This window comes from Pseudomonas sp. CFBP13509 (assembly GCF_005233485.1).
Taxonomy (GTDB): domain Bacteria; phylum Pseudomonadota; class Gammaproteobacteria; order Pseudomonadales; family Pseudomonadaceae; genus Aquipseudomonas; species Aquipseudomonas marginalis.
In genome coordinates this window covers 63,371-88,437 of the sequence record NZ_QGAA01000005.1, presented here as the reverse complement: position 1 = coordinate 88,437, position 25,067 = coordinate 63,371, and the positions used below count along the sequence as shown (strand labels likewise).

Here is a 25,067-nt window from a genome sequence, read left to right as displayed (position 1 = left end):
ATATCCGGCCCTTCTCTCAGTCGCCTTATGCGGGCCGCATGCACTCCACAGCCCGATCCGCCACCATCTTCGCCATCTCCACCAGATGCATCACCGCCCTCTGCGGTGCAGCCACCGGCTCCCCAAGAACTTGCGAAGTCGCCACCGCACACTGCAGCAACTCAGCCACACGCACCCAGGCATCCTCAAAGCTCAACTCTTCATTTACGACAAATGGATTGGTTGCACGCGAAGACTGTGAATCCGAAATAACGTTATCCATAGCAAAACCTCTAGCAGTAAGTGATTACCACCGTCCTTTCGCGACTAAACAATCAGAGGTGGCGGCTGTACGCAGGTTAGTCGACCGGCCGCTAGGCACCGGCGCACCCGAGGGTGCCCTGCGCACAGCCACCATAAAGTGCAGATGAGAAGACACCTGTCTTTGAGATGGCGTGCGCCTAGCGAGGTAAGGGCGACTAAACCCGATCACTGAATAGGCAGTGACGATCCGCAGCCTAGTCAACCATTCCCGCTGGCGCAATGCAGTTGGAATTCTCTCGGAAACGTCCTGCAAATGAAAGGGATCAGCCCTGCTGGCCCTTTAAGCTCCAGCCTCAATCCAATATCAAATGCGGCAAAAACCGGCTCGAATCCTTGGTAATCAAACTATTATCCTCCCGCACCCCAATCCCCGCCGCCTGGTCCCCAATCACCCAAGACCCAATCAACGTGTAGCTGTCCCCAAACCGCGGCAACGGCGCAAACTCCTGGAGAATAAACGGCGCATCCGTATAGGGCCCGTCCTCCTTAACAATCAGCCCATCGGCCGTTTGCAGCTCGATATTCGCCCCTTCCCGCGAGAAGAATGGCTTGCGCACCCAGCCCTTCGGCACAGCTTTACCCGATTCGGTATCCAGGTGGGCCGCGAGCAGATTCGGGTGGCCTTTGTTGAATTCCCACAGCAGCGGCAGGATGCCTTTGTTGGAAATGATGGATTTCCACGCAGGCTCGAAAAACTGGGTGTCGCTCTCGGCAATCGCGGCGCCGAAGGGTTCGTGGAAGATGAATTCCCAGGCGTGCAGTTTGAACAGGTGGGGAATCCAGCGGTCCTGGAGGTCGACGAAGCGGCCTTCGCTGGTCAGGCCGATGTCTTCGATGTCGATGTGGCGTGATTCGATGCCGACTTTTTCCGCGACGAGGCGCAGGTAGTCGGTGGTGCCTTTGTCTTCGACCGAGTCTTTCATCGAGGCGAAGTAGAACGGCTGGTTGATTTGCAGTTGGGCGAAGGCCTGGTGCAGTTTGGTGTCGATGCTGTTGAACTGGTCGGCATGCTTGGGCAGCAGGCCGCGTTCGATGCATTGCTCGAGCCAACCCCATTGGAACGCCGCGGCCTCGTAGAGGCTGGTCGGTGTGTCGTAGTTGAGTTCCAGCAGCTTGGCGGGCCCGGTGCCGTTGTAGGAGAAGTCCATGCGCCCGTACAGGTGCGGGTGGCCTTCGAGCCATGAGGTTTTGATCATGTCGAAGAAGGGCGCGGGAATGCTCAGGCGTTCGAGCAGCTCTTCGCTCTGGACCACGCGGGCGACGAGGTCCATGCACATGTCGTGGATCTCGGTGGTCGGGTCTTCGAGGTCGTGCTCGATTTGCTTGAGCGTGAACTGGTAATACGCGCGCTCGTCCCAGTAGGGTTCGTTGTCGATGGTATGGAACAGAAAGCCGAGGTTTTCAGCCGTCTGTTTCCAGTCATGACGTTCTGCACAATGGATTTTCTTCATGGCCCGGTTTCCTTAACTGCTCGACCCGCCACCGCCCCAGCCGCTGCGTGCGCTGGCCTTGCTGCCGAAGCCGCCACGGGAGGTGGCCGACGCCACGGAGCTCGACTGGCTGGAGGTGCGCAGCGTGTTGGTGTAATTGCTGCTGCCGTAACGGGCCTGATTCGAGCGGCCAAACGTCGCGCCATTGGAGACGCGCTGATTGAGCGTCGAGTTGCCGTAATCACCGCGATCATCGCGATAGCGATACACGGGCTCAGAGCGGTAGCTGTTGCGATTGCTGCTCAGCATGTTGCCGATCAGCAGACCGGTCAGCAGGCTGCTAGTGGAGAAGCCGGAGCCGCCGCTTGCCTGAGCGTTGCCCGCCTGGGCGTTGGCCGCGTCTACCTGGGATTGTGTCACCTGGCCTTCGGCGGTCAGTTCGAAACCGCCCAGCTTGGGAATGAACTGGCCATTGGAGTCCAGCTGGCACCAGCCGGCGACAAAGTCGGCATCGCAATCGGCCTGGCTGGCGTATACCGGGGCGATGCGGCGATGCTCGGCCAGGGCCGTCATGTAGGCGTCCGAACAGACGTCCACCGGCAGTTTTTCATCGGCGCATTGCTGCACCGACTGGAAGTTGTACTTCTTCTGCAAATCGTAGGTTTTTTCCGTCGGCCCACAACCGGATATCGCCATGGCGACCGACGCTGCCAGCGAAAGCTGGACGTACTTGCTTCGTTTCATCGGGAGCTCCGTGCGCAATCAGTTCTGGGTAGGTGTCATGCAGGCGGCATTCAACATGCCGACGCTGATGGCCACCGCCGCCACATAGATGCCCGCTGCGAGCTCGCCTCTCTTGATGCGCTCGGAAGTGCCTTTGAGCACGAGGCTGGTCAGCAGAAATGCCAACAGTTGGACGACGGCTGCGATCACCGCCCAGACGACGAAGTCGACGATGCTGATCGAGTAGGCAATCACGTTGCTGGCCGGAATGGCGAAACCGACGATGGCGCCGCCCAAGGCGACTGCCGCGGAAACGTTGCCCGCCCGGATCAGCTCGAATTCCTTGTGCGGGGTGACGCGGGTGTAGATGAACTGGAACAGCGCAAACAGTACGGCAGCCCCCAGGATGTAGGTGACAAACCCGAGCACGGCGGCTTTGTTCAGGGAGATGGAGAGAGCTTCTAGCATGGATTTCTTCCTTTTTTAGAGCGCATTCAAGTCGGTTGTGTACAGTGAAATGCCCAGGGAGGTGCTCAGGCTGACAGTGCCTTCAGCGTCTTCTTCGACAGAGAACAGCAGAAACTCCCGTCGATCGGTCAGGCCGGTGTCACGGGCATATAGCATCGAGCGGTGTTCGACGCTGTAGGAGTCCTCGGGGTTTATCACCTGCTCGCTCATGGCCACCAATTCTGTCTGGCCAGCCTCGCTGCCCCACACGCGCGCGTATTCGACGCCGTTATGGGTGTAGGTCGGCAACCCGATCGGACTCTGCGGCCCCGCCAGCCGGCGCAATTCAGCTTCGCTGCTGATAGTGACGTAGCTCAGGTAGTTGAACAGGATCACAGACTCGACCTGCCCGGCGATGTCGCCCGTGGTGTGCACCTGCAGCCAGTAATCTTCGTCGTTCATGTAGTAGCGCGACAGCCAGGTCGACTGCCCGAGGTCAACGGTGCCGTTACTCCAGATTTCCTGGGAGCCGGGGATAACCACCGTGGTCTTCCCTTCGAGCAACAACTTCAGGGTCGTGTCGAATATCACGCCTTTGCCCGGCGCCAGGCCAAGCGGCCCGGTGGTCGGCAGCGGTTCGGCGGCGCCTTTCGAGTGTGTATTCGCTTGCGGGGCCTCAAGCCCCATCAACTGTTTAAACCATCCCATTGGAGATTTCCTTGAGGCGGGTGGAGGCAATGTAGAAGAGCTCGCCGCCTTCAACGCGCGTGGCACTGGGCGGGTTGATCGACGGTTGCGGGGCACCTTTGGCGCGATAGCCGATGAGGGTGGCGTTGTGGCGTTCTTTCATCTGGGTGTACAGATCGCCGAACGTGGCTTCAAACGCCTCGGGCAATCTCATCAAGTATTGGGTGGCCCCCTGCCCCACGCACAGTAGCTCATTAATGACCACCGACGAGCCCGGGTCCTGAGAGGCGCGCACCAGCATTTCGATAGCCATGCTTGAGGTGCATTCCAGGCTGGGGGCGTAGGAACTGGCCAGTGCGGCGATCTCACTTGCATTGAAGTGGGCGACCACATGCCCGACCGGATTCAATTGATTCACCGCCAGCACGGTGGCCAGCGTCAGATCGTCAGACGGGGTTCGCACCAGCACACGCTCGGCACCGGCCACACCGGCACGCAGCAACAGCGCTGTGGAGGACAAGCTCTCACCCCGGATAAAGGCCGCCTTGCCCGGCATCGGGTTTTCTTCGAGGGTGCAATCGCAGATGACGATCAGGTTGTCGTTCGAGGTTTCGTCTTGCAGCAACAACTCGATGACCCGTTCACTGGACGCGCCCTCCCAGCCAATGAGCACGGTATGGCCGATTTTGCCGGTGAAATCGCCTTTGCCCTTCATGCCTTTTCTCCATGCATCGATGACAGTGCTGGTGGTTTTGCCGATGGCTGCCGTCAGCAGCGCAATGCCTCCGAGCATGACCCAGGTCGCCACGAACAAGCGTCCCAAAGAGGTCTGCGGCGATAGATCGCCATAGCCGACGGTCAGCGTGGTGGTGAGATAGAAGTAAACGAACGTGGCGGGCGCGGTGAGGTGTTGTTCGCCCAGAACCACCAGGCCCAGATAAGCCGTGCTCAGGTGTACCCCCAAGGCGATGACCAGGCCTGCCCAGCCGAAGCGGTGAAAGAGGGAAGCGGCGTACCTGCGCAACAAAAGAAAAATCGGCATTGCGTCCCTGACTCCCTGGGTGCTCAAGTGCGTTCAGCCGGCATTAAACCTGCTGCGTGGTTGAGAGAGAAGTACCTTGGCGGCAATAAATCCGGCGAAGGCACCAAACAGATGCCCTTCGAAGGAAACGCCTTGGCGAGGCAGGAAGCCAAGGACCAGTCCGCCATACAGTACCGCCACCACACCGGCAGTGATCAGGTTGCTCCAGCTCCTGCGGAACCAGGCGCGAGACAACAGGTAGGCCCACAACCCGAACACCCAGCCGCTGGCCCCCACGTGCACACCCGCAAAACCGAACAGCCAGACCAGCGAACCGCCCAGCAGGATGATGATCGCGCTGACGGTCACAAACCGATTGAGCCCTTCGATAATCACCAGGGTGCCCAGGATCAAAAAGGCAACCAGGTTCGCGCTCAGGTGGGCGAACGAGCCGTGCAAAAACGGTGAGGTGAGGATGCCCGGCAGCCCCTGCAGCGTTCTCGGGATCAGGCCGAACGCCATCAGGCTGTAACCGGTCGCTGCATTGAGCAGTTGCAGCGCGACCATGAACAGCGCCAGGCCTGCGATTGTCTTGAAACCCTTCAGGGCGCCCATCCTGACCTCGACGTAAAAAAAGAAGGGCAGACACTGCCCTTCCTGCGGCGACGTTGCTTACTCGGCCGATTTTTGCTTCAAACGCTCCAGAATCGCATTGGCGCTGCCTTCGTTCGGCGTGATGCCGGCGTCGCGCAGCTTGCGCTCCAGGTCGGTCCCGGTCGATGCATCTGCCAGTTCATCCTGGGCTTGCAGTTCAGCGGCGCGTTGCTGCTGCTTGGCCTGCAAACGATTCAGCGTACCGACGGCGGTTTCCAGCTTGCCGTTGGCACCGCCGCTGGCGATGGAGGCGCTGACCTGGGCCTTCTGTACGCTGTCGCGCGCCTTGGCCATGTCCACTTGCTGACGCAGGCTTTTGATCCGGCTTTCGGCCTTGGTGATGTCCTTGCGCATGCCTTCCGCATAGCCACCGAACTCGGTGGCTTGCTTATGCTCGACATCCCGCTCGTTGGTCAGGGTCGAGATGGCTTCGGCCACTTCCAGGGCGAGGTCTTCACGATTGGCCTGCAGGGCAGCTACGGCCTTGGACTCCAGGTCCTTGATCTTGGCGTCGTACTCATTGACGCGATCAGTCGCCAATTTGTGCTTGGCCATGATGCTCACCAGCTCACGCTTGGCGTTGGCCAGCGCGGTGTCGGCATCGCGGATTTCCTGATCGAGGATGCGCAGGGCCTGTTGGTCGACGATCGATTCGCCGACTTCGTTGGCACCGCCACGCAGCGCGGTGAACAATTTGCTCCAGATGGACTGAGTCATTGGATACTCCCGAATACTTAATTGAAGAAACGTTCGAAGGCTTCGCTGGCGCGCTGCACGTTGTCGACCAGGGTTTTCACCTCGGTGACGATATTGGTCAGGCTGGAGTCGGAGCTCAATGCACCGAACATGTTGTAGACCACTTGCCCGTTAGGCATGGACTCGATGCCGATGGAGGACAGCGGGAACATTTCCCGGCTGCGCAACACCGCGTCATTGAATTTAGCGACATCGTTGATGGACTCGACATCGACCAGCACGGTGTCAACGATGATCTGCTCGCCCACCACCGCGATGTAAATCGGCAGGCCACCGAAGTCGTTCATTTCCAGCTTGATGCTGGACTCGGAGCCTTGAACCAGAGAAAGCGTAATGTCCTTGGACACCACGTCGTCCAGGGCCTGAAGAGCGGTGAAGAGGCGATCGATATTCCAGTTGGTACCTGCGCTCATGAAATTCTCCGACATGAATGAGCCAGCCAGAATCGGCTGGCGAAGCTGTTTCTCCATCTGCTTGAGCAGGCTTCGGTTTTCGGGAAGCACCCAAGTCTCGTGTTTCACGTAGCCGGCGGCCGCCAGGCCTGCACGCATCTGCTTCATGTAAAAGCTCGATGGCTTTTTGGCGGACGGCTTCAAGCGCTCTCCCTTGAGGCTTGCTGAATCGGTATCGGGCCCTTTAGGCGGACTCGATGGAGAGCTGCTTTCCATGGTACTGACCTCGCTGTGAAAAACTCACGCGTGAGAAAATCTACAGGCATTTTTTGCCACACTCAATAGCTCACGCGTGAGATTTTTTGACTTACCTTCCCGACCGCTAAAAGGATCAGTCCTACTGACAATCCATGAATTGTCGCCTTTGAGTTGACGGTATTACCCATTCCAGCCGATTTATCCCCCAGCATCCACCCATTAATCTGTGCCCATGTTGAACGCAACGCCCAACCAACCTGAACAAAAAAGGATTCAACCATGAGCACTCCAACCTACAACCGCTTGAACAAAGACGACGCCGTAGTCCTGCTGGTCGACCACCAGACCGGCCTGATTTCCCTGGTGCAGGACTTCTCGCCCAACGAGTTCAAGAACAACGTGCTGGCCCTGGCCGACTTGGCCAAGTTCTTCAACCTGCCGACCATCCTCACCACCAGCTTCGAACAAGGCCCCAACGGCCCGCTGGTACCGGAGTTGAAAGAGATGTTCCCGGACGCGCCGTACATCGCCCGCCCCGGCCAGATCAATGCCTGGGACAACGAAGACTTCGTCAAGGCAATCAAAGCCACCGGCCGCAAGCAGATCATCATCGCCGGCGTGGTCACGGATGTATGCGTAGCGTTCCCGACCTTGTCGGCACTGGCGGAAGGGTTTGAGGTGTTTGTGGTGACCGATGCCTCCGGCACGTTCAATACCACGGTGCAGCAGGCGGCGTGGAGCCGGATGACCCAGGCCGGTGCACAGTTGATGAATTGGTTCTCGGTAGCCTGTGAGCTGCACCGCGACTGGCGCAACGATATCGAAGGCCTGGGCAATCTGTTGTCCCAGCGCATTCCCAACTATCGCAACCTGATGAATGGGTATGCGGCGTTGACGGCGCATCAGAAGTAAGTGAGCCGAGATTCGCGATAAGCCTGCCTTCAAAAGCAGGCTTTGTTGTTATTTGGCAAGCTCGCGCTCTATCTGCTCTATGCTCGGCAAACTGGTTTGCAGCTCCGCTGGCAAGGACTCCACCAACTGATACTGCGCCACACCTATGGGCCGGTTGTTATCGCGAAGCGCATATTCGGCTACCACTTCGTTCTTGCTCTTGCACAGCAGCAGACCAATTGTCGGGCCATCCTGTGGATGCTTAAGTTGGGCATCCACGGCGGCGAGATAGAAACTCAACTTGCCCAGATGCTCGGGCTTGAACTTGCCGGCCTTGAGCTCGATCACGACGTAGCAGCGCAGCTTCAAGTGATAGAACAGCAGGTCAACGAAGAACTCGTCACCGCCGACATCCAGCAACACCTGCTGACCAACGAAAGCGAAACCCGCACCAAGCGCTAATAAAAAGTCGGTGACGTGCTTGATCAAGGCGTTTTCAATATCGCGCTCCTGCGCACCCAAGGTCAGACTGAGGAAGTCAAAGCGGTAAGGGTCTTTCAGCGATTCACGCGCCAGATCGGATTGAGGTTTGGGCAGATGGATTTCGAAGTTGCTGACAGCTTTACCACTGCGCTCCAGCAAACGGTTTTCGATGTGCATGACCAGCGTGTTGCGCGACCAGTTGTGTTCAATTGCCTGGCCGACGTACCAGCGACGGGTTTCGGGGCCAGGGAGTTTGTCCTGCAGCGCCAGTTGGTGATACCAGGGCAATTGTGCAAGCACCTCTTGCACAAATTCCGAATCCGGCCAAGCTTCGGCAAAAGCACGCATGTACTTCAAATTACGTGGAGAAAAACCCTTCATGTTCGGGAAGGCTGCGCGTAAATCCTGGGAAAGACGTTCAATAACCTTGCTGCCCCAACCCTGCTTGGCCTGGCGAGCGATACCATCAACGGCGCCGCCGCCAGCGCAAAGATCTACAGCTTGGTCGAGACCGCCAAGGTCAACGGCCAGGAGCCCTATACGTGGCTGCCTCAGGCTTCGTCGCTTGAAGATGATGAAGCCTTGCTGCCGTGGAACTGCTCGCCAGAAATGCCACGGTAAATCGTTAACCCACTGTTGGGTAGGTGGGGTTTATGGATCGCATACAATAGATAGGCTCGCTGGGATTAACTTGTGTGTCCGGTGTCTAGGACAACGAGTATTACAACTCACTAAAGGTTCGCAAAAAAATCAGCTATTTTGATAACGAGCTAATTACGGGCTGAGACCCCAAAATATTGCCTTTGATATTCTAACGACAAATGACCACGCTTCCACTGTTAGATGCCAGATAGGTAATCTTCTAATGGTTGCTGATAGCCATATGGTCTAGGGGCATAAGTCAAAATTTCACATCACAAAAACTACAGAAAACACCGATCACCAGACTAGACCCTGAGCCAAATCCGCAGCACAATCGGCTCACAAAATGAGCCGAATAACCTCTTTATTCGGCTCACGCACCCCAGGCATCCCACTATGGCTCATCCGCACTGGATCTGGCAACGCGCCGACTGGCCTCACTTCCACTGGCAACCCGGTCGCCTCGCGGCTTTGCTGCGCGAGTGCGGACAAGCCCAGGGCAAGTTGTTGGGCATGCTCGGCTCCGTCAGCCAGGCAGTCAGCGCACAGAATGAACTGGATGCGCTGCTGCAAAATATCCTGACGTCCTCGGCGATTGAGGGTGAGCAGTTGAATGTCGGCTCGGTGCGCTCGTCCCTGGCAAGGCGGATGGGCCTGGAAGCGATGGAAGACGGTCAGGTAAGCCGCCGCAGCGAAGGCCTCGCCGAGTTGATGATGGATGCCACTCAACAATTCACCCAGCCGTTTACCCTCGCCCGCCTATTGAACTGGCATCACTTATTGTTCCCGGCCCCGGAAGCGGGCTATGCCGCTCGAGCGCTCAATATTGGATCCTTGAGGGGAGATGAGCCGATGCAAGTGGTGTCGGGCCGGCTTGATCGGCCGACCGTGCATTTCGAGGCCCCGCCACGTCTGGGACTGGAGCAGGCACTGGCGGATTTCCTGGAGTGGTTCGAAACCAGCCGCGATCAGCCGGAACTGGACCCATTGGTACGCGCCGGCGTCGCGCACTTCTGGTTTGTCACACTGCACCCCTTCGATGACGGCAATGGTCGCCTGACACGCGCTATCACCGATTTGGCACTGGCCCAGGGTGAACACCAGGCCATCCGTTTCTATGCCATGTCAGCCAGCATCCTCGAAGACCGCACCGGCTACTACAACGCGCTGGAATCCAGCCAGAAGGCCTCCCTGGATATCACTGCCTGGCTGGAGTGGTTCCTTAAAACCCTGTTACGCAGCGTGCAGCAGGCCATGGGGCGGATTGACCGGGTGCTGGAAAAGAGTCGGTTCTGGCAGCAACACCGCGACCTCCCTTTGTCGGCTGAACAGATCAAGGTCCTCAATCGACTGCTCGACGGTGGTGAGAAGGGCTTCGAACACGGCATCAGCGCGGCGCAGTACCAGGCGGTGGCCAAGGTCTCCAAGGCGACAGCGACGCGACACCTGGCGGACCTGCTGGAAAAAAACTGCCTGGTCCGTCTCCCCGGAGGCGGCCGCAGCACGCGTTATCAGGTCAATACAGGGGGCGAGTGACGCCCCACTCATTTGCCCAGAATCCCCATGTCTGCTAGTGTCGCGCCGGTTTACCGTCTACCGGAATAGCCGCCATGGCCCGCAAAAAAGTTGCACTCGATTTCGAACAATCCCTCGCCGACCTGCAAACATTGGTCGAGCGTCTGGAGAACGGCGAGTTGTCGCTGGAGGACTCGCTGACGGCGTTTGAGCAAGGCATCGGCCTGACCCGTGACTGCCAGAGCGCGTTGGCGCAGGCGGAGCAGAAGGTCCAGGTATTGCTGGAGCGTGACGGAGAGTTGGCCGAAGAACCTTTCGACGCGGAACAGCCGGAATGATCGACGCGTATCAGGCCAGTAGCCAAGCCCGGGTGAATGCGGCGCTGGAGCCCTTGTTTGTTGCGCCAAGCCCGGAAATGAAGCGTCTGTATGAAGCCATGCGCTACAGCGTGATGAATGGCGGCAAGCGCGTGCGCCCGTTGCTGGCGTATGCGGCCTGTGAAGCGCTGGGCGCGCCGGCCGAACAGGCCAACGGTGCCGCCTGTGCGGTCGAGCTGATTCACGCCTATTCCCTGGTACACGACGATTTGCCGGCGATGGACGATGACGATCTGCGTCGCGGCCAGCCCACCACCCATAAAGCCTTTGATGAAGCCTATGCGATCCTCGCCGGTGATGGCTTGCAGAGCCTGGCGTTCAGCGCGTTGCTGGACCCACGCCTGAGCAGCGTCAACGCCGAGATCCGCCTGCGCATGGTCACCGCACTGGCCCTGGCTGCCGGCCCTGCGGGCATGGTGGGCGGGCAGGCGATCGACATGGGTTCAGTCAGCGTCAAGCTGGATCAAAAAGCCCTTGAGCACATGCACCGCCACAAGACCGGCGCACTGATCGAAGCCGCCGTGCACTTGGGCGCGCTGGCCAGCGGACATGCCGAAGCCACGCAATTGGCGGCGCTGCAGACCTATTCCCGGGCCATTGGCCTGGCGTTTCAGGTGCAGGACGACATTCTCGACGTGGAAAGCGATACCGCCACCCTGGGCAAACGCCAGGGCGCCGATATCGCACGGGACAAACCGACTTATCCTGCGCTGCTCGGGCTGCAAGCCGCCAAGGCCTACGCCGTGGAACTACGCGACCAGGCGCTGGACGCCCTGCGACCTTTCGACGCGGCGGCCGAGCCACTGCGTGACCTGGCGCGGTATATCGTCGAACGCCGCCACTGATTACGGCGGCCATTGCAACCGCATATCGGCCAAGTTCGGCGCTCTGCGTGGGCAGTTTGCGATGCTTGAGGTAAACTGCCGCCTCTTCTATACCTATAACGATTCGCCTGATGCCCACGACGTTTCAAGAGATTCCCCGCAAGCGCCCGTCCACGCCCCTGCTCGACCGTGCTGCCACGCCGGACGGCCTGCGTCGTCTGGGTGAAGCCGAGCTGGAAACCCTGGCCGATGAGTTGCGCCTGGAATTGCTCTACACGGTCGGCCAGACCGGTGGGCATTTCGGTGCCGGCCTGGGCGTCATCGAGCTGACCATCGCGTTGCACTACGTGTTCGACACCCCGGATGACCGGCTGGTGTGGGACGTGGGCCATCAGGCGTATCCGCACAAGATCCTCACGGGCCGCCGCGAGCGCATGGGCACGCTGCGCCAGAAGGACGGCGTTGCCGCCTTCCCGCGCCGCGCCGAAAGCGAGTACGACACCTTTGGCGTCGGCCACTCCAGCACCTCGATCAGCGCAGCGCTGGGCATGGCGATTGCCGCCCGGCTGCAAGGCAGCGACCGCAAGGCAATCGCCGTGATCGGTGATGGCGCGCTGACTGCCGGCATGGCCTTCGAAGCGCTGAACCATGCGCCGGAAGTGAACGCCAACATGCTGGTGATCCTCAACGACAACGACATGTCGATCTCGCGCAATGTCGGTGGCCTGTCCAATTACCTGGCCAAGATTCTCTCCAGCCGCACCTATGCCAGCATGCGCGAAGGCAGCAAGAAGGTGCTCTCGCGTCTGCCCGGCGCCTGGGAAATTGCCCGGCGTACCGAAGAATATGCCAAGGGCATGCTGGTCCCCGGCACGCTGTTCGAAGAGCTGGGCTGGAACTACATCGGCCCCATCGACGGCCATGACCTGCCGACCCTGATTGCCACACTGCGCAACATGCGCGACCTCAAGGGCCCGCAGTTCCTGCACATCGTCACCAAGAAAGGCAAAGGCTTCGCCCCGGCGGAAGTCGACCCGATCGGCTACCACGCGATCACCAAGCTGGAACCCCTGGACGCCCCCGCCGCTGCGCCGAAAAAAGCCAGCGGGCCGAAGTACTCCGGTGTGTTCGGCGAATGGTTGTGTGACATGGCCGCCGTCGACCCACGCCTGGTGGGCATTACCCCGGCGATGAAGGAAGGCTCCGACCTGGTGGCGTTCAGCGAGCGTTTCCCGCTGCGCTATTTCGACGTGGCCATTGCCGAGCAGCACGCTGTCACGTTCGCGGCCGGTATGGCCTGCGAAGGCGCCAAGCCGGTGGTGGCAATCTACTCAACGTTCCTGCAGCGGGGTTATGACCAGTTGGTGCATGACGTCGCCGTGCAGAACCTCGACGTGCTGTTTGCCATCGACCGCGCCGGTCTAGTCGGCGAAGACGGCCCGACTCACGCGGGCAGCTTCGACCTGTCCTACTTGCGCTGCATCCCCGGCATGCTGGTGATGACGCCGAGCGACGAAAACGAACTGCGCAAGATGCTCAGCACCGGCCACCTGTATAACGGCCCGGCCGCCGTGCGTTACCCACGGGGCAACGGCCCCAACGCGCTGATCGAGAAGGACCTGGAGCCGATCGAAATCGGCAAGGGCATTGTGCGTCGCCAGGGCAGCAGGACCGCGTTCCTGGTGTTTGGCGTGCAATTGGCCGAAGCGCTCAAGGTGGCCGAGAAGATCGACGCCACCGTGGTCGACATGCGCTTCGTCAAGCCGCTGGATGAAGCCCTGGTGCGCGACATCGCCGGCAGTCATGAGCTGCTGGTGACCGTCGAGGAGAACGCCATCATGGGCGGTGCCGGTGCGGCGGTCAGTGAGTTCCTGGCGCGGGAAAACATCCTCAGGTCGGTGCTGCACCTGGGCTTGCCGGATACCTACGTCGAACATGCCAAGCCGGCGCAGATGCTGGCTGAGTGCGGGCTGGATGAAGCAGGGATCGAGGCTTCGGTGCGCGAGCGCCTGGCGCTGCTGGCCCAGTAGAAACCGGGACCCAATGTGGGAGGGGCGGTGCGACGATTCGACTTGCCCCCTCCCACATTTGATTGGTGCCATCCTCAAGCGCTATGGACAGCCCATGAAACACCTGTACCTTGCCCTGCTGCTTCTGCCCTCCCCTGAATTGCTCTCCGACACCCGCGACAACGCCCTGAAACTCCCCGACGTCGTCATCAGCGCCAACCGCCAGGTCCAGGCACGCAACGACAGCAGCGCCGCCAACACCGTGTTCACCCGCGACGACATCGACCGCCTGCAACCCACCAGCCTCACCGACCTGCTCAGCCGTGTGCCCGGTGTACAAGTCGCACCCTCCGGCGGCCGTGGCAATTTGCCGGGCATCTACCTGCGGGGCACCAAGTCCGCCCAAAGCCTGGTGCTGGTAGACGGCCAGCGCATCGCCAACACCACCTCCGGCGACAGCGGCCTGCAATACCTCAACGTCGACCAGATTGAGCGGGTGGAAGTGCTGCGCGGCTCGCGCTCGGTGATCTACGGCAGCGACGCGATTGGCGGCGTGATCCAGGTATTCACCCGGCGCAATGCCGAGCAAGGCGTGCAACCGCGCGTGAAACTCGGGTTCGGCAGCCACAACACCTGGGAGCGCAGCCTTGGCCTTTCGGGCGGTGACAAACAGACGCGCTTCAACCTGGGCGCGAGCCTGGATGACACTGCCGGCATCAACTCAACCCGCCAGTCGTTCCCCAGCGACGGTGACCATGATGCTTATCGCAACCAGTCCGTGAGCCTGAACCTCAGCCACTCCTTCAGCGATGAACTGGAGGTGGGCTTCAATCTGTTGGATAACCGCGGCAAATCGGAGTACGACAACAGCTTCGGCCGCTACGACGCCGCCACCGGGCAAACCGTTAGCCAGAAACCCTACACCGACTACGCCGTGAGCAGCGCCAGCGGCTATGTCGACGCCACGCTCAATGAGCACTGGCAATCGCGCCTGGAGCTGGGCCACAGCGAGAACCGCGACACCAAGCGCGACACCCTCAGCGAGGATTTCAGCGTATTCAACACCTACCGTGATTCGGTCAACTGGCAGAACGACCTGAGGCTGGATGAGCAGAACAGCCTGATCCTCGGCGGCGACTGGTACGAAGACCGCTTCCACGGCTCCACCACCTTTACCGAAAACAGCCGCTGGAACCGCGCCGCCTTTATGCAGCATCGCTTTCACAGCGCGTGGTTTTCCACCGAACTGGGCCTGCGTCACGACCAGAACCAGCAGTTCGGCGGGCAGAACAGCTGGAGCGGCATCCTGACCTTGCCGGTCAACCCCGACAATGACGTGCTGCTGAGCTACAGCGAAGGCTTCCGCGCGCCGACCTTCAACGACCTCTATTATCCGGACACGAAGTACAGCAACCCCCACCTGCAGCCCGAAACATCAAAGAGCTACGAACTGCAGTGGCGCAGCCAGTTGAGTGACAGCACGCGCCTGGAAGCGTCCCTGTACCGCACCGATTTGAGCGATGCGATCATTCTCGACCAAACCGGCAAGCCGCAGAATGTGGCGTCGGCACGCCTCAACGGTGTTGAGGCGGCGCTCAAGCAGGACCTGTTCGGCTGGCAAGGCAACCTCGGACTGTCGATCATCGACCCGCGCGACCGCGACAGTGGCCACACCCTGGCCCGCCGGGCGCGGCGTACGTTGAGCCTGGACCTGGACCGGCAATTCGACCAGGTGGGCGTGGGCGCCAGTTGGCAGGCGATCAGCCACAGCTATGACGATGAAGCCAACACCCAGCGCCTGGGCGGCTATGGGTTGCTCGGGCTGCGCGGCAGTTGGGCGGTGACGCGGGAAGTGGGGCTGTCGCTGAAGGTCGACAACCTGCTGGACAAGTCTTATGCGCGGGCGCGCTACAGCTACAACGATCCGGCATTCGTCAACAATCACGATTACCGTGAAGAAGGCCGGACGTGGATGTTTGGCGTGACCTGGACACCTGAAATCTGATTGTCGCCCGGACTGGTCTCAACGGCTCGGAGCGATCACCTGACACAGCCGCGCCAGCGCTTCCAGCATCTGCCCGCTGGGCCGTTCCAGGCCTTTATCCGGAACCAGCCGCACCCGCGCCGCCATCGCTGGCCAGATCTTCCAGGCTTCCCTCTGAGCCTGATCGCCCACCAGGATCATCTCGGGATTGCGCTGCAATACCGACTCGATGCTGACCTGCGGCGCGGGCAGCTTCAGGTCGTCAAACACATTGCGCGCACCGCACACGCTCAGCGCGTCGCTGATGATCTGGCCGCCGCCCACGGTGTACAGCGGCTGGTTCCACACCTGGTAGAACACCCGCAACGGTTCGGCCCGCTGATAACGCTGACGCAACTGCGCCAGGCGCTGGCGCAGGTGCGCGGCCAATTGCCGGCCGGCGTCGGCACGGCCCAATTGCTCGGCGATGGCCTGGACCTGGGTGGTCATTTGTTCAAGGCTATGGGGTTCGGCGACATACACCGGGATATTCAGGCGCTGCAGTTGCTCGCGCTGGGCGGGGCCGACGCTGCCGGGCCAGAGCAGGATCAGGTCGGGCTTGAGGCTCAGCAGGCGCTCCATGTCCAACTGCCCATAACGCCCAACCGACGGCACGTTCGCCAGCGCCGCTGGCCGCTCACCGCCATCGAGCACGCCCACCAGCAGGTCGGTAGCACCCAGCTCAACCACGATTTCAGACAGGGAGGGCGCCAGGCTCACGACCCGTTCGACCGCCAGGCCCTGGGCACTGAATGCCAGCAGCAGAATCGCCAGCCAGCGGCGCATCATCCCAACTGACGCGGGATGCGGTAGAGGTAAAACAGCACCGTCGTCGACAGCGCCAACAGGAAAAGCGGCACCGCCTCCAGGCCGACGAACACCGCCAGTGCGCCCACCCACGCCGGCACGGCCGCCACCATCAAGGCCGTGCGCCGACGGGCCGCCAGGGTGATCCAGGCAGCCGGTTCTTCAGCGGTATCGAGGGCTTTGGAGGTGGCGATCAGGGCGTGTTTATAGCCGTTGAAGTAGCGCAGGCTGAGAAACATCGACGCCACGCCGGCGATGAAGAACGGCATGGCCAGCACCGGCAACAAGGGCTCGGCCTGGCCAAACAGCAGGTTGATCACGAACAGCGGGAGCAGCGCCAGGGCCAGGTACTGCCACCAGTTGAAGGACAGTCGCCGTTTCACCTGGCCACGGGTCACGCGCGGTCGACCTCGCCTTGATGCTCGTTGCCCATCATGTGGTCGAGCTTGCTGGCCTTGGTCGCCAGGTAGAGCTTGTTGTGCGGGTTGTGCCCGGTGTGCAGCGGTACGCGCTCGGCCACGGTGATGCCCATCTCGGTCAAGGCTTTGACCTTGCGCGGGTTGTTGGTCATCAGGCGCAGGGACTTCACGCCCAGGTGCTCCAGCATCGGCAGGCAGATCGCGTAGTCACGCTGGTCGGCGGCGAAGCCCAGGCGCTCGTTGGCCTCGACGGTATCGGCGCCGCCGTCTTGCAGCTCGTAGGCGCGAATCTTGTTCAGCAGGCCAATGCCACGGCCTTCCTGACGCAAGTACAACAGCACCCCACGGCCTTCACGGGCGATGGCGCGCATCGCCGCTTCAAGTTGCGAGCCGCAGTCACAGCGCTGGCTGAACAGCGCATCGCCGGTCAGGCACTCGGAGTGCACGCGACCGAGAACCGGTGCGCCATCGGCGATATCGCCGAGGCTGAGCACAACGTGCTCGCGCCCGGTGGCTTCTTCGAGAAAGCCGCTCATGGTGAACGTGGCAAAAGGGGTAGGCAGCTTGGAAGCAGCGACGAAAACGACGGGCACCGTGTGCTCCTGATTTCAGATTTCACAGAGGCGGGCATTGTAACAGCAGGTTCCTACAGACGCTTAAGCTGAATTATCGCTGATAAAGATCAATCGGTTTGATTGGCCTTCGTCCCGGTTCTATGCAGGTCAGAACGGATAAGGCAGTTTCCAGCGCAGGAAAATCGGCTTCAGCTCGCCGCTGTTCACCAGGACCGCCATGCGCTGGTCAAACACGGTGCGTAATGCCCGCCCACGCTCGGTATCGGCAAAACCCACGTAGAGCGGCAGGTCAATGATGTGGGTAAGTCGGAACTGGGACGGGACATCCGCCTGACTGAGGATGTATCGGGCTTCGGTGAGCGCATCAATGTAGAAGTCGACACGACCGTGCTGCAGCATCGGCAAGATACCATCGCGCCGCTGGATCTGATTGAAACGGCGCACATGGGGCAAATACGCCTCGTACTTGTAGCCCCGCACCCAGGCCAGGCGATAATCCCCCAGCGTCGCGGCGCTCGGTATCGGCGAGGTCGCCAGCCCAAGGGCGTAGATGGGGTCGGAATCGAAGTTCCAGTGCGGGTAGAGCACACCCTTGACTTCATCGCGGTAGGAACCGACCCAGCCATCCACTTCACCGCGCTGGGCCAGGCCGACCGAGCGGGTATAGGGCTCAATGCGGGTTTGCAGGGTGATCCCGACCGGTTCGAAGACGTGCCGCAACACATCCCAGGCCAGGCCGCTGCCGTCGGCATTGGTGTAGTCGTCCCAGGCCTCGCTGGCCAGCATGACCTTGCCGGGCACCACCGGCACCTCCTGCGCCTGGGACCATGCCGGAAGGGCACACAGCAGCATCAGCAGCCAGCGGCGTACATCCATGGCGATGATCTCCTGCAAATCCAGCATCCAGAACGACGTAATAGAGCGTAGCGCAGCACGCGATTCAAGGTGCCGGGCAAAAATGTTGATAGCCCCGGATGGCCGGGGTGATGTCTTGCCCGAGAGCGTCAAGCAGCGTTACGCCCTGCCCCGCCTGGACCTGGCCGATAACATGCACCGGCCAACCGTCAGCCAGCAACGGCGCCAACTCGACGGGCGGCAGGGTGAACACCAGCACGTAGTCATCGCCGCCGCTCAATGCGGCGACCCGCGCCTCGTCATCACCGACAAACGCCAGCAACGCGTGGGACAGCGGCAGCTTCTGGCGCTCGATCAACAGGCTGACAGCCGAGGCCTTGGCGATATGCCCGCAATCGGCCAGAAGACCGTCAGAAATATCCATCGCCGATGTGGCCTTGCCCCGTAGAGCCAAGCCCAAGGCCAACTGCGGTTGTGGCGACCAGTAATGGGCCAGCAGCGGGTCGGCAATCGCGGCATCGGCGCTGCGCTGCCTCAATACCAGCGGCAAGGCACCGGCGGCATTACCCAACTCGCCGCCGACACACAAGAGGTCGCCCGGCTGTGCGCCGCTGCGGGTCAACGCTTGACCGGCCGGGACACGACCAAACACGGTCAGGGTCAGGCTCAGCGGACCGCGCGTGGTGTCGCCGCCCACCAGGCCCACACCGCAGTTTTGCGCCATGGCGTTCAACCCCTGGGCATAGCGTTGCAGCCAATCGGCATCGACGGTCGGCGTAGTGAGTGCGAGGGTAAACGCGAGGGGGTGGGCGCCCATGGCGGCCAGGTCGCTGACCGCCACGGCCAGCGAGCGCTGGCCGAGCAGGAACGGGTCGCAGGGGTCGGCAAAGTGCACGCCGGCCACTAAGGTATCGGTGGAAATTGCCAGTTGCTCCCCGGCGGGGAGCGCCAGCAGGGCACAGTCGTCGCCGATCCCCAGGGCAATGCCCTCGCCGCCCTGTGCGCACGGCGCGGCGGCGAAGTACTGGTGGATCAGCTCGAACTCGCCCATTCAGGACTCAAGCGCAGGTTAGCGCTTGTACGCCTTCACTTCGGCTTCACGCAGGCGCGGGGCCAGCTTGTCGAGCACGCCGTTGACGAACTTGTGACCGTCGGTCGAACCGTAGACTTTCGCCAGTTCGATGCCTTCGTTGATCACCACGCGGTACGGCACGTCGACGCGCTTGAGCAGCTCCCAGGTGGACAGGCGCAGTACAGCCAGTTCAACCGGGTCCAGTTCTTCGAGGGTCAGGTCCAGGCACGGCGTCAATGCCGCATCGATCTCGGCCAGGTTGGCCGGAACGCCGTGCAGGATGTCGTGGAAGTAGCTCTGGTCGGCAAACGTGAAGTCGTTATCGACGCGAAACTGCGCTTCGATCTCGTTCAGCGAGGTACCAGCCATGTGACGCTGGTACAGCGCCTGGGTGGCGAGCTGGCGGGCAGCACGGCGCTTTTCGCTTTTCGACGGCTTGCCGGCGTCCGCTGGGCGCTCGTCGCGTGGGTTGAAGCAATCGCTCTCGTCGGAAATCACTTGGCCTCCAACTGCGACAGCAGGCTGACCATTTCCAGGGCGGACAGGGCAGCTTCAGCGCCTTTGTTGCCGGCCTTGGTGCCGGAACGCTCGATGGCTTGCTCGATGGAGTCCACGGTCAGTACGCCGAAAGCGACTGGCACGCCGAACTCCATGGACACCTGGGCCAGGCCCTTGGTGCATTCGCCGGCCACGTATTCGAAGTGCGGAGTACCGCCACGAATGACCGCGCCCAGGGCGATGATCGCCGCGTATTCACCCTGCTGAGCAACTTTTTGCGCAACCAGTGGAATTTCGAAGGCGCCAGGGGCGCGGATGATAGTGATGTCGCTCTCGCTCACACCGTGGCGAACCAGGGCATCCACGGCACCGCTTACCAGGCTTTCAACCACGAAGCTGTTGAAGCGGCCAACCACCAGGGCATAGCGGCCTTTGGGGGCGATGAAGGTACCTTCGATGGTCTTCAGGGTCATTCGACAAATCTCTTAAAGAGCCGGGACGCGAAAAGTGCGTCCCTCAGTGATGATTTAACCGCGAACAAGGGGCAAAAAGCGCCGGCCTTTATTCGGAGGGCACGTATTCTACAACTTCCAGATCGAATCCGGATATCGCATTAAATTTCATCGGTGCGCTCATCAGGCGCATTTTGCGCACACCGAGGTCACGCAGGATCTGCGAACCGGCGCCGACGATGCTGTAGGTGGTCGGCGTTTTCACCTGGGTCTGCTCGGCGGTTTCGCGAATATGTGCGAGCAACACGTCGCCATCCACCGGGTTACCCAGCAGCAGCACCACACCGCTGCCGGCCTCGGACACCGCAGCCATGGCGGCGCGCAGGCTCCAGCGGCCCGGTTGCTTGACCATCAGCAGGTCGCGCAACGGGTCCATGTTGTGCACGCGCACCAGGGTCGGCTCGTCGGCGCAGATGCTGCCCAGGGTCAGGGCCATGTGCACGTCGCCTTCCACCGAATCACGGTAGGTCACCAAATTGAATTGGCCCAGTTCGCTGTCCAGTGGCTGCTCGGCAATCCGCTGAACGGTACGTTCGTGGATCATCCGGTAGTGAATCAGGTCGGCAATGGTGCCGACCTTGATGTTGTGTTCGGCGGCAAAGGCTTCGAGTTCGGCGCGGCGGGCCATGGTGCCGTCGTCGTTCATCACTTCGCAGATCACGCCGCAGGGCTCGAAACCGGCCATGCGCGCCAGGTCGCAGGCGGCTTCGGTGTGGCCGGCGCGAGCGAGGGTGCCGCCCGGTTGAGCCATCAACGGGAAGATGTGGCCGGGGCTGACGATGTCTTCGGCCTTGGCGTCCTTGGCGGCAGCGGCTTGCACGGTACGGGCACGATCGGCGGCGGAAATGCCGGTGGTGACGCCGGTGGTCGCTTCAATCGATACGGTGAACTTGGTACCAAACCCTGAACCATTGCGCGGCGCCATCAACGGCAGCTTGAGCAGCTCGCAGCGCTCGCGGCTCATGGGCATGCAGATCAACCCACGGGCGTGCTTGGCCATGAAGTTGATGTGCTCAGGCTTGCAGGCCTCGGCGGCCATGATGATATCGCCTTCGTTTTCGCGGTCTTCGTCATCCATCAGGATGACCATCTTGCCTTGGCGGATGTCTTCAACCAGTTCTTCGATGCTATTGAGCGCCACAGGGCACCCCCTTGGTCAGGATTTCAGGTAGCCGTTAGCGGCCAGAAAACTTTCAGTGATGTTACCGGCGGCAGGCTCTGCGGCCTTATCGCCCATAAGCAGGCGCTCCAGGTAACGGGCAAGCAAGTCGACTTCCAGGTTCACCCGGCGACCAGGCTGGTACGACGCCATGATGGTCTCGCTCAGGGTGTGGGGAATGATGGTCAGTTCGAATTCGGCGCCATTCACGGCGTTCACGGTCAGGCTGGTGCCGTCGACGGTGATCGAACCTTTGTGGGCAATGTACTTGGCCAGCTCTTTGGGCGCGCGGATGCGGAATTCCACGGCACGCGCATTTTCGCTGCGGGCCACCACTTCGCCGACGCCGTCGACGTGGCCACTGACCAGGTGGCCGCCCAGGCGGGTGGTCGGGGTCAGGGCTTTTTCCAGGTTGACCGGGCTGCCGGCCTTGAGGTCGTTCATCGCGGTGCAGTCCAGGGTTTCCCGGCTGACGTCGGCGGCAAAGCCGTTGCCCGGCAGTTCGACGACGGTCAGGCACACGCCGCTGACGGCGATGCTGTCGCCCAGCTTGACGTCGCCGAGGTCGAGCTTGCCGGTTTCAACCAGCAGGCGCACGTCGCCGCCCTTGGGGGTCATGGCGCGGATGCTGCCGATGGATTCGATAATGCCGGTGAACATGGCCTTCTCCTGGAAAACGGTGCGGGCACTTGAGCGCCCGGTCAGAATTATACGCTCGCTGCTGGCACAGGGATGGCAGTGACTCGCCAGTCGTCGCCTACAGCGCGCATTTCAGTGATCTTGAGTTGGGGAGCGTCGGCCAGCTTCTCAAGTGGCCAGTCCAGCAAAGGCCGGGCAGCGGAGCCGAGGAACTTGCCGGCGACGAAAATCACGTATTCGTCCACCAGGCCCTGCTGGGCAAACGCGCCCGCCAGGCTTGGGCCGGCTTCCACCAGTACGTCGTTGACGCCACGGGCGGCCAGCGCCACCAGCGCCGAGCGCAGGTCGACCTGGCCGTCCACGCCCGGCACCACCAGGCACTCGGGGCCACGGGGGAACTGGTTTTCCGCAGTGACACAGGTGATGACCAGCGCCGGGCCGGCTTTAAAGAACGGTGCGTTGAGCGGCACGCGCAAACGGCCGTCGATCAGCACACGCAGCGGCGGGCGCGACATGGCCAGGGCCGTGGTGGCGTCGTCCAGGCCGAGTTCGGCGGCGCGTACGGTCAGGCGTGCGCCGTCGGCCAATACGGTGTCGGCACCGGTCAGCACCACGCTGGCCTCGGCACGCAGGCGCTGCACGGCGGCGCGGGCGGCGGGGCCGGTGATCCATTGGCTTTCGCCGCTGGCCATGGCAGTGCGGCCGTCCAAACTCATCGCCAGCTTGACCCGCACAAACGGCAGGCCATGCTCCATACGCTTGAGGAAGCCCTTATTCAGGGCCCTGGCTTCACCTTCCAGCACGCCGCTGCGCACCACGATCCCGGCCTGGGCCAGGCGCTGCATGCCGCGCCCGGCGACTTCCGGGTTGGGGTCCTGCATCGCTGCGACCACCCGCGCCAGCCCGGCACTCACCAGCGCATCGGCGCACGGCGGGGTGTGGCCGTAGTGGCTGCAGGGCTCGAGGGTTACGTACGCCGTGGCGCCGCGCGCCTTGTCACCGGCAGCCCGCAAGGCATGCACTTCCGCATGGGGCTCGCCGGTGCGCACATGCCAGCCTTCGCCGACAATCTGCCCAGCGCGGACAATCACGCAGCCCACACGCGGGTTGGGGTGGGTGGTGTACAGGCCGTTGCGCGCCAGTTCGAGGGCGCGGGCCATGTAATGGGCGTCCAGCACAGCCTGTTCAGCAGAAAGTGGGTTCATTCTTTGACCGGCTCACGGGCCAGGCGGTCGATCTCTTCGCGGAACTCGTTGAGGTCCTGGAAGCGTCGATACACCGAGGCGAAACGGATATAGGCGACTTCGTCGAGCTTTTGCAGCTCGCCCATCACCAGCTCTCCCACCACCAGGCTCTTGACCTCGCGTTCGCCGGTGGCGCGCAGCTTGTGCTTGATATGCGCCAGCGCCGCCTCCAGCCGCTCGACACTCACCGGGCGTTTTTCCAGGGCGCGCTGCATACCGGCGCGCAGTTTTTCTTCGTCGAAAGGCTGGCGGCTGCCGTCGGACTTGATCAGGCGCGGCAATACCAGTTCGGCGGTTTCGAAGGTGGTGAAACGTTCACCGCAGCCAGAGGCCAGGCATTCGCGCCGGCGACGCACTTGATCGCCCTCGGCGACCAGACGCGAGTCAATGACCTTGGTGTCGTTGGCACCGCAGAAGGGACAGTGCATGGTGGCAGGCAACAAAAAAAGGGAGGGCCATGGTAGCGCATCCCTGTGGCAAGACAAGCTATAGCCTTTACGGTATATAGGCAGGCCTATATGTTTCTTATATTTCAAGCCACGGATTTTGTCCTTTTCTGGAGCCGTACATGCAGTTACGACCACTTGTTTTGCTCACCGTGTTCAGTGTCCTGGTCGCCTGCAGCAGCGAAGCCCCCAAGCCGGCCGCCCCTCAACCGACGCCCGCACAAGAGAAAAAAGTCCCCGGCATTGAAGACCTCGGTCCCCTGCCCGCCTATCAACGCGAAATCAGCGGCAGCCTCACCAACGTGCCGGCCGGCGCCGAAGTCGAGATGGCGCTGCTGGTGATCGATGACCGTTCGCGCCCGCAACAACTGTTGGCGAGCAGCGTCTTGACCGGCAATGGCAAGCCCCTGGCCTTCCGCCTGCGCTACAACCCCGAGGCGTTCCCAGCCGGTGCGCGGGTTGAATTGCGTGGCCGTGCCAGCCAATCCGGCCAGTTGATCCTGCACCTGCCTGCCGTACGCATCACCCAGGCGATCACCCAGACCACCGGCCCCCTGGAACTCGTCAAGGCACCATGACGCCGCCGCTGGACTTGCAGCGCGCCCTGAGCGCGCTGATCGGCGACGCCCAACTGCTGCCCTGCCCGCTGCCGGATACCACGCTTTCATTGTGGCTGCTGGATGCGGACAACATGGACCGCGCCTTCAGCCCCGAGGAAACCCGGCGCATCCTGCATGAACCGCCCTACTGGAGTTTTTGCTGGGCCAGCGGCTTGGCGCTGGCGCGGTATCTGGCGGCGAACCCGCAATGGGTGAAAGGTAAGCGCGTGCTGGATTTCGGCGCGGGCTCCGGTGTGGCCGGGATTGCGGCGGTTAAAGCCGGCGCGCTGGAAGTGGTGGCCTGCGACCTGGATCCGCTGGCGTTAGCGTCCTGCCGGGCGAATGCCGAACTCAACGGTGTGGAACTGAGTTACTCGCCGGACTTTTTCGCCGAAGCCGACCGCTTCGACCTGATCCTGGTCGCCGACGTGCTCTACGACCGCGCCAACCTGCCGTTGCTCGACCACTTCCTCAGCCGAGGCCGCGAAGCGCTGGTGGCGGACTCGCGCGTGCGGGACTTCCAGCACCCGGCTTATCGGCGGCTGGAGATACTCGATGCACTGACGTTGCCGGACCTGGCCGAGCCTTGGGAGTTTCGCAAGGTGAGCCTGTACCATTCGCGGCGTTAAAGCTGCACCTTACAAATGTTCAGCAATAGATTGGTTAAGACAACGAAAAGAGGCGCATGGAAAATGCCCTCCTTTCGCACGCGGCTTGGACAATCGACCTGCATGCTTTTCCAAACAGTTTCACTCATTGCTGACCACGCAACCCGCTTGCAAAAAAACGGGCAGCTCACTAATCTTT

At 61.5% G+C, this 25,067-nt stretch carries 29 protein-coding genes and 2 pseudogenes; 9 read left to right on the top strand and 22 right to left on the bottom strand.

Going from position 1 to position 25,067, the window contains the following annotated elements; genetic code table 11:
- Positions 1–25: 25 nt before the first annotated feature.
- From PspCFBP13509_RS10210 to PspCFBP13509_RS10165, 10 genes are all read right to left on the bottom strand, one after another.
- Positions 26–262, bottom strand: coding sequence for a hypothetical protein (locus PspCFBP13509_RS10210; RefSeq protein WP_065924893.1), 237 nt, complete (start codon positions 260–262; stop codon positions 26–28).
- Positions 263–596: 334 nt separating this feature from the next.
- Positions 597–1,754 (bottom strand): glutathionylspermidine synthase family protein, encoded by a 1,158-nt coding sequence (locus tag PspCFBP13509_RS10205; RefSeq protein WP_137211986.1) that lies wholly within the window; start codon positions 1,752–1,754, stop codon positions 597–599.
- A gap of 12 nt (positions 1,755–1,766) precedes the next feature.
- The gene (locus PspCFBP13509_RS10200) at positions 1,767–2,477 is read right to left on the bottom strand and encodes a DUF1190 domain-containing protein (protein WP_137211985.1); all 711 of its coding nucleotides are present in this window, start codon (positions 2,475–2,477) and stop codon (positions 1,767–1,769) included.
- A gap of 18 nt (positions 2,478–2,495) precedes the next feature.
- Positions 2,496–2,924, bottom strand: a complete 429-nt coding sequence (locus PspCFBP13509_RS10195; RefSeq protein ID WP_137211984.1) for a DUF350 domain-containing protein — start codon at positions 2,922–2,924, stop codon at positions 2,496–2,498.
- 15 nt (positions 2,925–2,939) lie between these two features.
- Complete coding sequence (locus PspCFBP13509_RS10190) at positions 2,940–3,611, bottom strand: DUF2491 family protein (protein WP_065924896.1); 672 nt, start codon at positions 3,609–3,611, stop codon at positions 2,940–2,942.
- Positions 3,598–4,632 carry an ion channel gene (locus PspCFBP13509_RS10185; protein WP_137211983.1) on the bottom strand — a complete coding sequence of 345 codons (1,035 nt, stop codon included), beginning with the start codon at positions 4,630–4,632 and terminating at the stop codon, positions 3,598–3,600. Before PspCFBP13509_RS10185 ends, PspCFBP13509_RS10190 begins: the two co-directional genes overlap by 14 nt.
- Positions 4,633–4,665: 33 nt before the next feature.
- Positions 4,666–5,226 (bottom strand): rhomboid family intramembrane serine protease, encoded by a 561-nt coding sequence (locus tag PspCFBP13509_RS10180; protein ID WP_065946582.1) that lies wholly within the window; start codon positions 5,224–5,226, stop codon positions 4,666–4,668.
- Between the two features lie 57 nt (positions 5,227–5,283).
- On the bottom strand, positions 5,284–5,982 hold the full coding sequence (locus PspCFBP13509_RS10175; protein ID WP_027605206.1) for a PspA/IM30 family protein: 699 nt from the start codon (positions 5,980–5,982) through the stop codon (positions 5,284–5,286).
- A 17-nt stretch (positions 5,983–5,999) separates the two neighbouring features.
- Positions 6,000–6,581, bottom strand: a complete 582-nt coding sequence (locus tag PspCFBP13509_RS10170; protein WP_027605205.1) for a YjfI family protein — start codon at positions 6,579–6,581, stop codon at positions 6,000–6,002.
- Between the two features lie 170 nt (positions 6,582–6,751).
- Positions 6,752–6,952 (bottom strand): hypothetical protein, encoded by a 201-nt coding sequence (locus PspCFBP13509_RS10165; RefSeq protein ID WP_137211982.1) that lies wholly within the window; start codon positions 6,950–6,952, stop codon positions 6,752–6,754.
- Between PspCFBP13509_RS10165 and ycaC the strand changes: the two genes are divergently transcribed.
- Complete coding sequence (gene ycaC, locus PspCFBP13509_RS10160; RefSeq protein ID WP_027605204.1) at positions 6,951–7,583, top strand: isochorismate family cysteine hydrolase YcaC; 633 nt, start codon at positions 6,951–6,953, stop codon at positions 7,581–7,583. The two genes, PspCFBP13509_RS10165 and ycaC, sit on opposite strands and share 2 nt — an antisense overlap.
- A 48-nt stretch (positions 7,584–7,631) precedes the next feature.
- Here ycaC and PspCFBP13509_RS10155 read toward each other — a convergent pair.
- A pseudogene (locus tag PspCFBP13509_RS10155) lies at positions 7,632–8,513 on the bottom strand (PDDEXK nuclease domain-containing protein); the annotation flags it as partial.
- On the opposite strand from PspCFBP13509_RS10155, the pseudogene PspCFBP13509_RS10150 reads away from it, so the two are divergent.
- The 6 genes and pseudogenes from PspCFBP13509_RS10150 to PspCFBP13509_RS10125 form a co-directional block, all read left to right on the top strand.
- Positions 8,496–8,666 (top strand): annotated as a pseudogene (locus PspCFBP13509_RS10150) (transposase domain-containing protein); the annotation flags it as partial. The pseudogenes PspCFBP13509_RS10155 and PspCFBP13509_RS10150 overlap by 18 nt on opposite strands.
- A 417-nt stretch (positions 8,667–9,083) precedes the next feature.
- Positions 9,084–10,223, top strand: a complete 1,140-nt coding sequence (locus tag PspCFBP13509_RS10145) for a Fic family protein (protein ID WP_065924899.1) — start codon at positions 9,084–9,086, stop codon at positions 10,221–10,223.
- 74 nt (positions 10,224–10,297) lie between these two features.
- The gene (locus PspCFBP13509_RS10140; protein ID WP_003176346.1) at positions 10,298–10,540 is read left to right on the top strand and encodes an exodeoxyribonuclease VII small subunit; all 243 of its coding nucleotides are present in this window, start codon (positions 10,298–10,300) and stop codon (positions 10,538–10,540) included.
- A complete protein-coding gene (gene ispA, locus PspCFBP13509_RS10135; RefSeq protein WP_065924900.1) occupies positions 10,537–11,424 on the top strand; it encodes a (2E,6E)-farnesyl diphosphate synthase in 888 nt (295 codons plus the stop codon). The genes PspCFBP13509_RS10140 and ispA overlap by 4 nt, the downstream gene beginning before the upstream one ends.
- A 110-nt stretch (positions 11,425–11,534) precedes the next feature.
- Positions 11,535–13,433, top strand: coding sequence for a 1-deoxy-D-xylulose-5-phosphate synthase (dxs, locus tag PspCFBP13509_RS10130; protein WP_065924901.1), 1,899 nt, complete (start codon positions 11,535–11,537; stop codon positions 13,431–13,433).
- Between the two features lie 94 nt (positions 13,434–13,527).
- The gene (locus PspCFBP13509_RS10125; RefSeq protein ID WP_065924902.1) at positions 13,528–15,417 is read left to right on the top strand and encodes a TonB-dependent receptor domain-containing protein; all 1,890 of its coding nucleotides are present in this window, start codon (positions 13,528–13,530) and stop codon (positions 15,415–15,417) included.
- A gap of 18 nt (positions 15,418–15,435) precedes the next feature.
- Here PspCFBP13509_RS10125 and PspCFBP13509_RS10120 read toward each other — a convergent pair whose 3' ends face one another.
- The 11 genes from PspCFBP13509_RS10120 to nrdR form a co-directional block, all read right to left on the bottom strand.
- Positions 15,436–16,224 (bottom strand): cobalamin-binding protein, encoded by a 789-nt coding sequence (locus PspCFBP13509_RS10120; RefSeq protein WP_065924903.1) that lies wholly within the window; start codon positions 16,222–16,224, stop codon positions 15,436–15,438.
- On the bottom strand, positions 16,221–16,640 hold the full coding sequence (locus PspCFBP13509_RS10115) for an MFS transporter (RefSeq protein ID WP_065924904.1): 420 nt from the start codon (positions 16,638–16,640) through the stop codon (positions 16,221–16,223). The genes PspCFBP13509_RS10120 and PspCFBP13509_RS10115 overlap by 4 nt, the downstream gene beginning before the upstream one ends.
- On the bottom strand, positions 16,637–17,254 hold the full coding sequence (gene ribA / locus PspCFBP13509_RS10110) for a GTP cyclohydrolase II (RefSeq protein WP_065924905.1): 618 nt from the start codon (positions 17,252–17,254) through the stop codon (positions 16,637–16,639). The genes PspCFBP13509_RS10115 and ribA overlap by 4 nt, the downstream gene beginning before the upstream one ends.
- Positions 17,255–17,383: 129 nt before the next feature.
- Positions 17,384–18,112, bottom strand: coding sequence for a substrate-binding periplasmic protein (locus tag PspCFBP13509_RS10105; RefSeq protein ID WP_065924911.1), 729 nt, complete (start codon positions 18,110–18,112; stop codon positions 17,384–17,386).
- Between the two features lie 64 nt (positions 18,113–18,176).
- On the bottom strand, positions 18,177–19,142 hold the full coding sequence (gene thiL, locus PspCFBP13509_RS10100; protein ID WP_065924906.1) for a thiamine-phosphate kinase: 966 nt from the start codon (positions 19,140–19,142) through the stop codon (positions 18,177–18,179).
- 18 nt (positions 19,143–19,160) lie between these two features.
- A complete protein-coding gene (gene nusB / locus PspCFBP13509_RS10095; RefSeq protein ID WP_027605194.1) occupies positions 19,161–19,661 on the bottom strand; it encodes a transcription antitermination factor NusB in 501 nt (166 codons plus the stop codon).
- Positions 19,658–20,134, bottom strand: coding sequence for a 6,7-dimethyl-8-ribityllumazine synthase (gene ribH / locus PspCFBP13509_RS10090; RefSeq protein ID WP_003176356.1), 477 nt, complete (start codon positions 20,132–20,134; stop codon positions 19,658–19,660). The genes nusB and ribH overlap by 4 nt, the downstream gene beginning before the upstream one ends.
- Positions 20,135–20,222: 88 nt before the next feature.
- Positions 20,223–21,314, bottom strand: a complete 1,092-nt coding sequence (gene ribBA, locus PspCFBP13509_RS10085; protein WP_065924907.1) for a bifunctional 3,4-dihydroxy-2-butanone-4-phosphate synthase/GTP cyclohydrolase II — start codon at positions 21,312–21,314, stop codon at positions 20,223–20,225.
- 15 nt (positions 21,315–21,329) lie between these two features.
- Entirely contained in the window at positions 21,330–21,992 is a 663-nt protein-coding gene (locus tag PspCFBP13509_RS10080) for a riboflavin synthase (protein ID WP_065946586.1), read from the bottom strand.
- 47 nt (positions 21,993–22,039) lie between these two features.
- Complete coding sequence (gene ribD / locus PspCFBP13509_RS10075) at positions 22,040–23,176, bottom strand: bifunctional diaminohydroxyphosphoribosylaminopyrimidine deaminase/5-amino-6-(5-phosphoribosylamino)uracil reductase RibD (protein WP_065924909.1); 1,137 nt, start codon at positions 23,174–23,176, stop codon at positions 22,040–22,042.
- Positions 23,173–23,643 carry a transcriptional regulator NrdR gene (nrdR, locus tag PspCFBP13509_RS10070; protein WP_027605190.1) on the bottom strand — a complete coding sequence of 157 codons (471 nt, stop codon included), beginning with the start codon at positions 23,641–23,643 and terminating at the stop codon, positions 23,173–23,175. The genes ribD and nrdR overlap by 4 nt, the downstream gene beginning before the upstream one ends.
- A 140-nt stretch (positions 23,644–23,783) precedes the next feature.
- Here nrdR and PspCFBP13509_RS10065 point away from each other — a divergent pair, with 140 nt between their 5' ends.
- Together PspCFBP13509_RS10065 and PspCFBP13509_RS10060 are read left to right on the top strand one after the other, a co-directional pair.
- Positions 23,784–24,239 carry a YbaY family lipoprotein gene (locus tag PspCFBP13509_RS10065; RefSeq protein WP_027605189.1) on the top strand — a complete coding sequence of 152 codons (456 nt, stop codon included), beginning with the start codon at positions 23,784–23,786 and terminating at the stop codon, positions 24,237–24,239.
- Positions 24,236–24,889, top strand: a complete 654-nt coding sequence (locus PspCFBP13509_RS10060; RefSeq protein WP_065924910.1) for a class I SAM-dependent methyltransferase — start codon at positions 24,236–24,238, stop codon at positions 24,887–24,889. Before PspCFBP13509_RS10065 ends, PspCFBP13509_RS10060 begins: the two co-directional genes overlap by 4 nt.
- Positions 24,890–25,067 lie beyond the last annotated feature (178 nt).

Bases quoted from the DNA above. Each gene is read 5' to 3' on its own strand.
- PspCFBP13509_RS10210 (WP_065924893.1), bottom strand. From the start codon at position 262: ATGGATAACGTTATTTCGGATTCACAGTCTTCGCGTGCAACCAATCCA.
- PspCFBP13509_RS10205 (WP_137211986.1), bottom strand. From the start codon at position 1,754: ATGAAGAAAATCCATTGTGCAGAACGTCATGACTGGAAACAGACGGCT.
- PspCFBP13509_RS10200 (WP_137211985.1), bottom strand. From the start codon at position 2,477: ATGAAACGAAGCAAGTACGTCCAGCTTTCGCTGGCAGCGTCGGTCGCC.
- PspCFBP13509_RS10195 (WP_137211984.1), bottom strand. From the start codon at position 2,924: ATGCTAGAAGCTCTCTCCATCTCCCTGAACAAAGCCGCCGTGCTCGGG.
- PspCFBP13509_RS10190 (WP_065924896.1), bottom strand. From the start codon at position 3,611: ATGGGATGGTTTAAACAGTTGATGGGGCTTGAGGCCCCGCAAGCGAAT.
- PspCFBP13509_RS10185 (WP_137211983.1), bottom strand. From the start codon at position 4,632: ATGCCGATTTTTCTTTTGTTGCGCAGGTACGCCGCTTCCCTCTTTCAC.
- PspCFBP13509_RS10180 (WP_065946582.1), bottom strand. From the start codon at position 5,226: ATGGGCGCCCTGAAGGGTTTCAAGACAATCGCAGGCCTGGCGCTGTTC.
- PspCFBP13509_RS10175 (WP_027605206.1), bottom strand. From the start codon at position 5,982: ATGACTCAGTCCATCTGGAGCAAATTGTTCACCGCGCTGCGTGGCGGT.
- PspCFBP13509_RS10170 (WP_027605205.1), bottom strand. From the start codon at position 6,581: ATGAAGCAGATGCGTGCAGGCCTGGCGGCCGCCGGCTACGTGAAACAC.
- ycaC (WP_027605204.1), top strand. From the start codon at position 6,951: ATGAGCACTCCAACCTACAACCGCTTGAACAAAGACGACGCCGTAGTC.
- PspCFBP13509_RS10165 (WP_137211982.1), bottom strand. From the start codon at position 6,952: ATGGTTGAATCCTTTTTTGTTCAGGTTGGTTGGGCGTTGCGTTCAACA.
- PspCFBP13509_RS10145 (WP_065924899.1), top strand. From the start codon at position 9,084: ATGGCTCATCCGCACTGGATCTGGCAACGCGCCGACTGGCCTCACTTC.
- PspCFBP13509_RS10140 (WP_003176346.1), top strand. From the start codon at position 10,298: ATGGCCCGCAAAAAAGTTGCACTCGATTTCGAACAATCCCTCGCCGAC.
- ispA (WP_065924900.1), top strand. From the start codon at position 10,537: ATGATCGACGCGTATCAGGCCAGTAGCCAAGCCCGGGTGAATGCGGCG.
- dxs (WP_065924901.1), top strand. From the start codon at position 11,535: ATGCCCACGACGTTTCAAGAGATTCCCCGCAAGCGCCCGTCCACGCCC.
- PspCFBP13509_RS10125 (WP_065924902.1), top strand. From the start codon at position 13,528: ATGAAACACCTGTACCTTGCCCTGCTGCTTCTGCCCTCCCCTGAATTG.
- PspCFBP13509_RS10120 (WP_065924903.1), bottom strand. From the start codon at position 16,224: ATGATGCGCCGCTGGCTGGCGATTCTGCTGCTGGCATTCAGTGCCCAG.
- PspCFBP13509_RS10105 (WP_065924911.1), bottom strand. From the start codon at position 18,112: ATGGATGTACGCCGCTGGCTGCTGATGCTGCTGTGTGCCCTTCCGGCA.
- thiL (WP_065924906.1), bottom strand. From the start codon at position 19,142: ATGGGCGAGTTCGAGCTGATCCACCAGTACTTCGCCGCCGCGCCGTGC.
- ribH (WP_003176356.1), bottom strand. From the start codon at position 20,134: ATGACCCTGAAGACCATCGAAGGTACCTTCATCGCCCCCAAAGGCCGC.
- PspCFBP13509_RS10080 (WP_065946586.1), bottom strand. From the start codon at position 21,992: ATGTTCACCGGCATTATCGAATCCATCGGCAGCATCCGCGCCATGACC.
- ribD (WP_065924909.1), bottom strand. From the start codon at position 23,176: ATGAACCCACTTTCTGCTGAACAGGCTGTGCTGGACGCCCATTACATG.
- nrdR (WP_027605190.1), bottom strand. From the start codon at position 23,643: ATGCACTGTCCCTTCTGCGGTGCCAACGACACCAAGGTCATTGACTCG.
- PspCFBP13509_RS10065 (WP_027605189.1), top strand. From the start codon at position 23,784: ATGCAGTTACGACCACTTGTTTTGCTCACCGTGTTCAGTGTCCTGGTC.
- PspCFBP13509_RS10060 (WP_065924910.1), top strand. From the start codon at position 24,236: ATGACGCCGCCGCTGGACTTGCAGCGCGCCCTGAGCGCGCTGATCGGC.